General features: G+C 69.9%; 8 protein-coding genes. 6 read left to right on the top strand and 2 right to left on the bottom strand.

All coding sequences use genetic code 11. The annotated features are described in order from the left end of the window. Positions 1-359: 359 nt before the first annotated feature. Together AB0J69_RS56105 and AB0J69_RS56100 are read right to left on the bottom strand one after the other, a co-directional pair. Positions 360-722: a hypothetical protein gene (locus tag AB0J69_RS56105; protein WP_364136471.1), complete on the bottom strand. Its 363-nt coding sequence runs from the start codon at positions 720-722 to the stop codon at positions 360-362. A gap of 809 nt (positions 723-1,531) precedes the next feature. Next, entirely contained in the window at positions 1,532-1,852 is a 321-nt protein-coding gene (locus AB0J69_RS56100) for a hypothetical protein (RefSeq protein ID WP_364136469.1), read from the bottom strand. A 152-nt stretch (positions 1,853-2,004) separates the two neighbouring features. Here AB0J69_RS56100 and AB0J69_RS56095 point away from each other — a divergent pair, with 152 nt between their 5' ends. The 6 genes from AB0J69_RS56095 (at position 2,005) to AB0J69_RS56070 (ending at position 8,260) form a co-directional block, all read left to right on the top strand. Continuing rightward, positions 2,005-2,904: an alpha/beta hydrolase gene (locus AB0J69_RS56095; RefSeq protein ID WP_364136467.1), complete on the top strand. Its 900-nt coding sequence runs from the start codon at positions 2,005-2,007 to the stop codon at positions 2,902-2,904. A gap of 54 nt (positions 2,905-2,958) precedes the next feature. After that, the gene (gene moeZ, locus AB0J69_RS56090; protein WP_364136465.1) at positions 2,959-4,140 is read left to right on the top strand and encodes an adenylyltransferase/sulfurtransferase MoeZ; all 1,182 of its coding nucleotides are present in this window, start codon (positions 2,959-2,961) and stop codon (positions 4,138-4,140) included. A 46-nt stretch (positions 4,141-4,186) separates the two neighbouring features. Further along, on the top strand, positions 4,187-4,906 hold the full coding sequence (locus AB0J69_RS56085) for a hypothetical protein (protein ID WP_364136463.1): 720 nt from the start codon (positions 4,187-4,189) through the stop codon (positions 4,904-4,906). Beyond that, entirely contained in the window at positions 4,900-6,135 is a 1,236-nt protein-coding gene (mycP, locus tag AB0J69_RS56080) for a type VII secretion-associated serine protease mycosin (protein ID WP_364136461.1), read from the top strand. Before AB0J69_RS56085 ends, mycP begins: the two co-directional genes overlap by 7 nt. A 158-nt stretch (positions 6,136-6,293) precedes the next feature. After that, complete coding sequence (locus AB0J69_RS56075; protein WP_364136459.1) at positions 6,294-7,094, top strand: hypothetical protein; 801 nt, start codon at positions 6,294-6,296, stop codon at positions 7,092-7,094. Next, on the top strand, positions 7,088-8,260 hold the full coding sequence (locus tag AB0J69_RS56070; protein ID WP_364136457.1) for a S8 family serine peptidase: 1,173 nt from the start codon (positions 7,088-7,090) through the stop codon (positions 8,258-8,260). The genes AB0J69_RS56075 and AB0J69_RS56070 overlap by 7 nt, the downstream gene beginning before the upstream one ends. Positions 8,261-8,288 lie beyond the last annotated feature (28 nt).

The following is an 8,288-nucleotide window of genomic DNA, read 5'->3' as shown; positions in this document are numbered from 1 at the left end:
CCCGCCAGGGAAACAACCCGGATGACGACTAACAAATCATCCGCACCCTGCATATTTCCAGCCGAAAGCCCCACAAACCGGAATTGCCCAGTTTTGCCCGACACTAGGCATTCGCATGGCACTCCGCATAGAAACGATCGCGCGCACGCCGGGACGGCCGAGGAAAAGAAGAAAAGGAGAAAGGCCGGGGAACGACGCGGCGAGGGCCCCCCGGCCGTTGCCGGGAGAGCCCTCACCAGGTTGCCGTGGAGACGAGGAGAAATGAAAACCTCAGGCCGAACCGCGAGCGAAATAGCGGACCGCTCCCGAGAACCCGCCGAAAAGACGGGCACTCATCCCTGCCATCAACGCACGGTCATTTACCAGCGGTTCCCGTTGTTGTCGTCGTGGTGACGGTGCTCGTGCACGGGACCGTTGTCGTTGTGGTTGTGGTTGCGGACGATGATGCAGACCGTGCCGCGGTGGTGGCGACGGTGTCCCCAGCCGCCCCAGCCCCAGCCACCGCCGTGGTGACCGCCCCTGTTGCACCGCTGGTGGTGGCGGCCGTGGTGGTGGTGGTGGTGACGTCCCCAGCCCCAGCCGTCCGACGCGAGGACGGACGCGCCGGTGCTGATCTGGGTGGCCGCATCGGCCGCGGTGGTTGCCGCGCCCATGCCGACCATGCCGCCGGTCAGTCCCGTGCTGATGGCGAGGCCTGCGATAACACTCTTGAGCTTGGGCATTGCGTTTTCCCCCTAAAGGATCGATTGCCCCGTTCTCGGCGTTTCCGGATTGTCAGGAAACTGATCTTGGACGGCTGCTGAAGAGTCATCCACGGCAAGTCATTTCCGGGGCGATGGACGGGCAAACAGATACGACTCCATTTTGCTCTGCATTAACAATCTTATTGCTTGCATTAAACATTTATCCAATGAAAAGAGATGATATGTCCGAATTGCGCGCAATGGGAGGTGAGTGCGGGCAGCAATGAGCGGCTCACCGGGCGGCCATCGGCCGTAATGGCGCGCCAGTAATGGCGTCCGCACGCACGCGATAACGCCCCGGGCGTCAAAGTCCGTGAGCGAATGAATGCCGACACGCCGGCCGCGACGCTTATACCGATGAGGCCGGTCGTGTTCGTCCATAATGGTGATGCGTGCCGGGCGCTCGCCGGTGGAATGCGTTATTGGGCGCGGCGGTGGCCATCATCGTGTGGAGGACTGGCGGATATTGCGCGTCCTCTGATGGTGTTCATCGCGTTGCGTGGTTCCCCGAGGTGACATGATCGCCGGCCGACCGCCGTTGACGGTGCGTGCCTGCGACGTCACGCTGGGTACCGTCATGCTTTCCGGCGAAGACCGTCGCAAACGGCGGACGAGGACTTTTGCCACACCCTTGGGGTGTCATGAGATCGATTAGACATCTATGCGCAGAACTAGGTGGATGTGTCCGGGTTGCGCAGTTGGGATGGCCGGGGCCGGACGGGGCGGCCACGATGGCGCGGTGGCGCGGTGGCGCGGTGGCGAGGCGCCCCACGGTCCGGGGGTGAGGGCTAGCGCCTGCCGATCTTCTTCAGGTAGTGGTCGAAGGCGAAGCCGCGGCGGCCGATGTCCGTCCCGTGGATCCGCCGCCAGCTCCCGAACTTCTTGCAGCTCCCCCACGTACGATCCCCGGGATAGAGCTTGTCCACGATCCGCCCCCGCGGGGCCGCCCGGACGTTGAGCCGGTTCTTGACGCGTACGATGCGGTACTTGCAGCCGGGCCGGTCGACGACGGTCACGGCGCTCGCCGGGCGCGCGTCGCCCGCGATGACGAGCCCGCCGCCGGCGAGGGCCGCGGCCACGAGGCCCGCGGCGATACGGATGGTGAGCATGACGTACCCCCTGTCGGTGCTTGCGAGGTATCGGCTCTGCTGTCCAGAAAAATCACGTAAATACCCAGCTGTACGGAATCCAGGCCGCCTCTAGAGGCGATGGTTATCGTTGGGTAACGAGAAGAAGCGTTCGAGGAACGAGGAGGAGAAGCATGGCCGCGGAGCCGATCCCACACTGGCCGGGACGCATGATCGGCTCGGTGCACGTCCGGTCCACCCCCGAGGGACCAGCCGAGCAGGCGGTGTTCGTGCACGGGCTGGCGGGGGCCGCCACCAACTGGACCGACCTCATGGACGAGCTCAAGGACACCGTCACCGGCCACGCCATCGACCTGCCCGGCGCCGGGTTCTCGCCCACGCCCGCCGACGGCGACTACACGGTCGAGGGCCACGCCGGAGCCGTGATCGGCCTGCTGGAGCACACGGGGCCGGCCCACCTGTTCGGCAACTCGCTCGGCGGCGCGATCGCGGTCAAGGTCGCCGCCTCCCGCCCCGACCTGGTCCGCTCGCTCACGCTCATCTCGCCGGCCCTGCCCGACCTGCTCCCGAGGTACGGCCCCGTCCGCGTGGCCTGCGCCGCGGTGCCCATGCTGGGCGAATGGGTGGCGTCCAGGCTGCGCCTGATCCCGGCCGAGCGGCGCATCACCGCGTCCATGGCCATGGTCTGGGCCAACATGGACGCCGTGCACCCCCTACGCCTGCGCGACGCCATCGACGAGCAGCGCAGGCGCGACGACCTCCCCTACGCCGGCGAGGCCATGATCGGCTCGGCCCGGGGCATCGTGACCGAATACTTCCGTCGCGGTGAGCGCAGCCTCTGGCGCCAGGCGGCCAAGGTCCGGGCGCGGACCCTGATCGTCCACGGGCGCCACGACCGCCTGGTGCGCCCGGCCATGGCCAGGAAGGCGTACCGTACGTTCCCGCAGGTCAGGCTCGTCCTGCTGCCGACGGCGGGACACGTGGCGATGATGGAGATACCGCAGGTCGTGGCGGCGGAAGCACGCCGTCTGATCGGTGAGACTCAATTGGGGAATGCCCCACTGCCGAGCTAGGTTTCACAGTGGGGACAACACCCCCTGAAAACGCGAGCTCCGGGAGCGTAGAAAGTGTCGTTGCCACCGCTGGTCGAGCCGGCCGAAGAGCTGACCGTCGACGAAGTGCGCCGCTACTCACGCCACCTGATCATTCCCGACGTGGGCATGGCGGGGCAGAAGCGGCTGAAGAACGCCAAGGTGCTGTGTGTGGGCGCCGGGGGCCTGGGCTCGCCCGCGCTGATGTACCTCGCGGCGGCGGGCGTCGGCACCCTCGGCATCATCGACTTCGACGTGGTCGATGAGTCCAACCTGCAGCGCCAGATCATCCACGGCCAGTCCGACGTGGGCAGGCTGAAGGCCGAGAGCGCCGCGGCGTCGGTCCGCGAGATCAACCCGCTGGTCGAGGTCGTGATCCACAACACGGCCCTGACCACCGAGAACGTCATGGAGATCTTCTCCGGCTACGACCTCATCGTCGACGGCACCGACAACTTCGCCACCCGCTACATGGTGAACGACGCCGCGGTGCTGCTCGGCAAGCCGTACGTCTGGGGCTCGATCTACCGCTTCGACGGTCAGGCCAGCGTGTTCTGGGCCGAGCACGGGCCCTGCTACCGCTGCCTCTACCCGGAGCCCCCGCCTCCCGGCATGGTGCCGTCGTGCGCCGAGGGCGGCGTGCTGGGCGTGCTGTGCGCGTCGATCGGGTCCATCCAGGTCAACGAGGCCATCAAGCTGCTGACCGGCATCGGCGACCCGCTGGTCGGCCGGTTGATGATCTATGACGCCCTGGAGATGAAGTACCGCGACGTCAAGGTCCGCAAGGACCCCGAGTGCGTGCTGTGCGGCAAGAACCCGACGGTCACCGAGCTGCTCGAGGACTACGAGGCGTTCTGCGGCGCGATCTCCGACGAGGCCGCCGAGGCCGCCAGCGGCTCCACGATCACCGCGATGGAGCTCAAGGGCATGATGGACCGCGGCGAGAGCATCTACGTCGTCGACGTCCGCGAGCCGAACGAGTTCGAGATCGTCTCCATCCCCGGCGCCACGCTGATCCCCAAGGGCGAGTTCCTCAACGGCTCTGCCCTGGAGAAGCTGCCGCAGGACAAGAAGATCGTGCTCCACTGCAAGTCCGGGGCACGCTCCGCCGAGGCCCTCGCGGTCGTCAAGAGCGCCGGCTTCGCCGACGCCGTCCACGTGGGCGGCGGCGTGCTGAGCTGGGTCAAGACCGTGGACCCCAGCCTGCCCAGCTACTAGGGGTTTCTGGGGATGTTCCCCGGACGCCCCTATTAAGGTCGATGGCGTGAACTCCGCCCGTCCCTGGCCCACCCTCGTGGTGGCCTCCGCGCTGACGCTGATCTGCGCGGTGGCCGCCGGGGTGGCGGGCAGCGCGGCGGGCACGGAGCTCACCCGCGGGCCGAGCACGGCCGAGCTGCACGCGGCGGCCAGATTCGAGGTCGCCGAGCGCTGGCGCACCTGGCCCACCGGCCGCATCTTCCCCGCCACGCTGCCCTACTCCGCCGAGCAGGGCGGGCGGGAACGCGCCAGCAGGATCGGCATCTCCCCGCACACCGCCTGCGGCGACTCGGTCGACGCCAAGGCGGTCAAGGCCCTGCGCAAGGCGGGCTGCAAGGGCGTGCTGCGGGCCACCTACATCGACGCGCTGCGCGGCGTGCTCGTCACGATCGGCGTGGTGGCGCTACGCGACGAGCTGGGCGCCGTACGCGCCAAGTCCGCCTTCGACGACAGCGGCAAACCCTCGCCGGGGCTGCGGCCGCTGGCCTTCCCCGGCACGGTGTCCGACCGGTTCACGCCCGCCGTGCGGCAGGCGGGGTCGGTCCGGCAGGCGGGCCCGTACCTGGTGCTGACCACGGCCGGTCAGGTGGACGGCCGGCCCGCGGGCGCGGCGGGCGAGCAGCGACCGGCCATCTTCGCGTTCGCGACCGAGATCTCCGAGCACGTGCTGGCCGATCTGAGCACGCCCAGCATGCCCGACTGCGCCTCCGAGGAGTGGCGGTGCTGATCCGGGGCAGGGGCGGGCGCGTGCTGAGGCGAGGTGCGGCGGTCGCGGTGACCGGGGCGCTGCTGTTGACCGCGCCTCCGGCGCGGGCCGACGACGTGCGCGGCGGGCAGCAGGCGGTGATCAGGACGCTGGAGCTCGCGCAGGCGTGGCGGACCAGCAAGGGCGCCGGGGTGACGGTGGCCGTGCTCGACTCCGGCGTCGATCCGCGCCACCGGGACCTGGCCGGGTCCGTACGCGTGGGCAAGGACTTCACCGAGGGCGCCAACCCGCCGGGGACCGCTCCGAGCAGGCTGCACGGCACGTACATGGCGTCGCTGATCGCCGGGCACGGTCATGGGCCCCAGGGAAAACGGGGGATCATCGGCGTCGCGCCCGAAGCGGACGTACTGTCGGTAAGGGTCATCCTTGAGGACGAGGAGCCGGGTTTCCGGGAGTTCAACTCGGCGGAGCGCTTCGAGAACGTGGTGGCCCGAGGCATCCGCTACGCGGTGGACGAGGGGGCAGACGTGATCAACATGTCGATCTCCAAAGAGCTGGCGACCCGGGAGGAGCGGGCGGCCATCCGCTACGCCATCTCCAAGGGCGTCGTGCTGGTCGCCGCCGCGGGCAACGACGGCGACAGGAAGGTCGACGGCGACTTCGCCCCCTACTCCTACCCGGCCGCCTTCCCCGGCGTCGTCTCGGTCGGCGCGACCGACCGGCGGCTGCGGCGGGCCACGTTCTCCAACTGGAACGCCTCGGTGCTGGTGGCCGCGCCGGGCGTGGACATCATGGGTGCGGGCCCCGGCGACGAGTACTGGGTCGGCAGGGGCACCTCGCAGGCGACCGCGCTCGTGTCGGGCGTCGCCGCCCTAGTTAAAGCAAAATTTCCGGACATGTCGCCGCCGCTGGTGGCGCGTGCCCTGACCGAGAGCGCCACCGACCGGCCTCCGGGCGGCTACGACACCGGCACCGGCTTCGGCGTCGTCAACGCCGCCAGAGCCCTGTCCGAGGCGTCCCGGCTGGCCGGGCACACCGAGACCGCGAAGGGCGCTGAGGCCCAGGATCCCGCCCGCCCGCTGGCGGGTGGGCGGACCGGCCCCGTCGAGGTGGTCAAGCGGGACGAGAGGCGCGTCACGGTCTACACGGCCATCGCCGCCGGGGCCGCCGCCGGCGCGCTCGCGTCACTGGCCGTCATATTCATCCTGGTCAGACGCGTGCGCAGGGCGCACATCTCACAAGACGCATGATCCGTCCACTTAGGGGGACGAAATAGACACGACGCGAATGCGGGAACGAGGCGGTGGTGAAGGCACGTAGGTCGACCTCAGGGCTACCGCGCGCCGGGGGAGAAGCCACGCAGGAGCGGAGAAATCCGCTCGGCGCCCCCACCGGCCGCCGTTCACGAGTGCGCTCGTGGCCGGCGGCGGACTCCCGCAGGCGCACGGAGGCAAAGGAGCGGGCCGAGCTGGGCGTGCTCCAGCAGGGCATCCGCTACCGGCGCATCTTCGTGGCGCTGCTCGGCGTCATCATCGCCGTGTCGTCCGTCGTCGTGCTGCTCGGCACGATCGGCCTGTTCGCCGAGACGCGCTCCCGTCCGCTGACGCCCGCCGAGCAGAACCAGTACAAGCAGGAGGAGATCGCCCGGCGCTGGCAGGCCTGGCCGGCCACGGGCGTGTTTCCCGAAGAGGTGAAATACCTCGGGCTCGACCGTGCCCAGCAGTACGCCAGGCGCGTCGGCATCGCCCCCGAGACCGAGTGCGCCAAGGGCGTGGACGCCTCCGTGGCCGGCGTGCTGCAGAGCCACGGCTGCGTCACGATGTTGCGGGCCACGTACGTCGACCAGACCGCCTCCTTCGTCATCACGGTCGGCGTGGCCGTGCTCAAGGACGAGGAGTCGAGGGTCTCGGCGACCGAGGAGCTCAGCCAGGACGACCGCGTGGGCGTGCTGCCGGTCGCCTTCCCCGGCACGGTGAGCGAGCGCTTCGGGCCCGACCAGCGCCAGCGCACCGGCTGGGTGGGCGCGGGGCCGTACATCGTGTTCTCCACGGCGGGCTACGCCGACGGGCGGACCAGGGCCGCGATCCCGCCCGAGGAGATCCTGCACAGCGAGCTGTGGCCGGCCGCCAAGTCCGTCGGCAACCAGATCGCCTACTTCCTGGCGGACCCGCCCAAGGTGCCGCCCTGCACCCAGGGGAACGTGTGCTGACCGCCGTACGCGTGCTCACGGCCGCGCTGCTCGCTTTCGCGGGTCCCGCGGCCGATCCTGTCCGGGATCAGCAGCAGTGGGTGCTCGACGCGCTCAACGTCGAGCAGGCCTGGTCCGTCACCAAGGGCGAGGGCGTCACCGTCGCCGTCGTGGACAGCGCCGTGGACGGCGAGATCAAGGAGCTGAAGGGCCGCGTCAGCGCGGGCCCCGACATGACCTCGGGCACGGTGAACCGCGAGCTGCCGCCGGGCAAGCACGGCACCGCCATGGCGGGCCTGATCGCCGGCTCCGGCGCGGACGACGGCTTCGTCGGCGTCGCCCCCGGCGCGCGCATCCTGTCCCTGCCCATGGTCATCGACGAGCCCGGCTACGCCATGCCGCCGCTGGACGAGGAGGGGGCGTCCGCGGAGAGCCCGCTGGCCCGCGCCCTCCGGTACGCCGCCAACCACGGCGCCCAGGTCGTCAGCATGTCGATCGGCTCCTACGGCCCGCTCAGGTCCGAGCGCGAGGCCGTCTCGTACGCGCTGGGCAAGGGCGTCGTCCTGGTCGCCGCCGTGGGCAACGACGGCCAGACCCCGTACGCCAAGGAGAAGGGCACCTCCTACTGGAGCTTCCCGGCCGGCTACCCCGGGGTCATCGGCGTGGCGGCCACCGACAAGCAGGGCAGGCGGGCCACGTTCAGCAGCGACAACGTGTCCGTACTGGTCTCCGCGCCCGGGGTGGACGTGCCCGTGGTCAAGCGGGAGAGCGGCTACGAGCTGTCGGAGGGCACCAGCTCGGCCGCCGCGCTCGTGGCCGGCGTGGCCGCGCTCATCAAGGCGCGCTACCCGGACCTGCCGCCGGAACAGGTCGCGCAGGCCCTGTCGTCGAGCGCCAGGGGCCGGCCCGCGGCCGGATACGACGACGAGACCGGGTTCGGGGTGGTGGACGCCGCCGCCGCCCTGAACGCCGCCGAGCGCCTCACCGGCGCCCAGCGCAGCGTCGTGCCCGGGATGGAGCACTTCGGCCAGGGTGAGGACTCGCCCGTGCCGACCCGGCCAGGGGCCGATCCGTGGCGGATGTGGCTGTACGGGGGCGGGGTGCTGGTGGCGCTGATCGTGTTCTGCGGCGCCATCGTCGTGCTCAATCAGCGCAAGGAGTCCGGATTCGACCAGCGCGAGGAGTAAGGGGCGATCAGCGCGATGCGCGAAGATC

The organism is Nonomuraea sp. NPDC049709, from assembly GCF_040674815.1.
In the GTDB taxonomy this organism is placed as follows: Bacteria; Actinomycetota; Actinomycetes; order Streptosporangiales; family Streptosporangiaceae; genus Nonomuraea.
This window is presented reverse-complemented; position numbering and strand designations above follow the sequence as displayed.

Bases quoted from the DNA above. Each gene is read 5' to 3' on its own strand.
- AB0J69_RS56100 (WP_364136469.1), bottom strand. From the start codon at position 1,852: ATGCTCACCATCCGTATCGCCGCGGGCCTCGTGGCCGCGGCCCTCGCC.
- AB0J69_RS56095 (WP_364136467.1), top strand. From the start codon at position 2,005: ATGGCCGCGGAGCCGATCCCACACTGGCCGGGACGCATGATCGGCTCG.
- AB0J69_RS56105 (WP_364136471.1), bottom strand. From the start codon at position 722: ATGCCCAAGCTCAAGAGTGTTATCGCAGGCCTCGCCATCAGCACGGGA.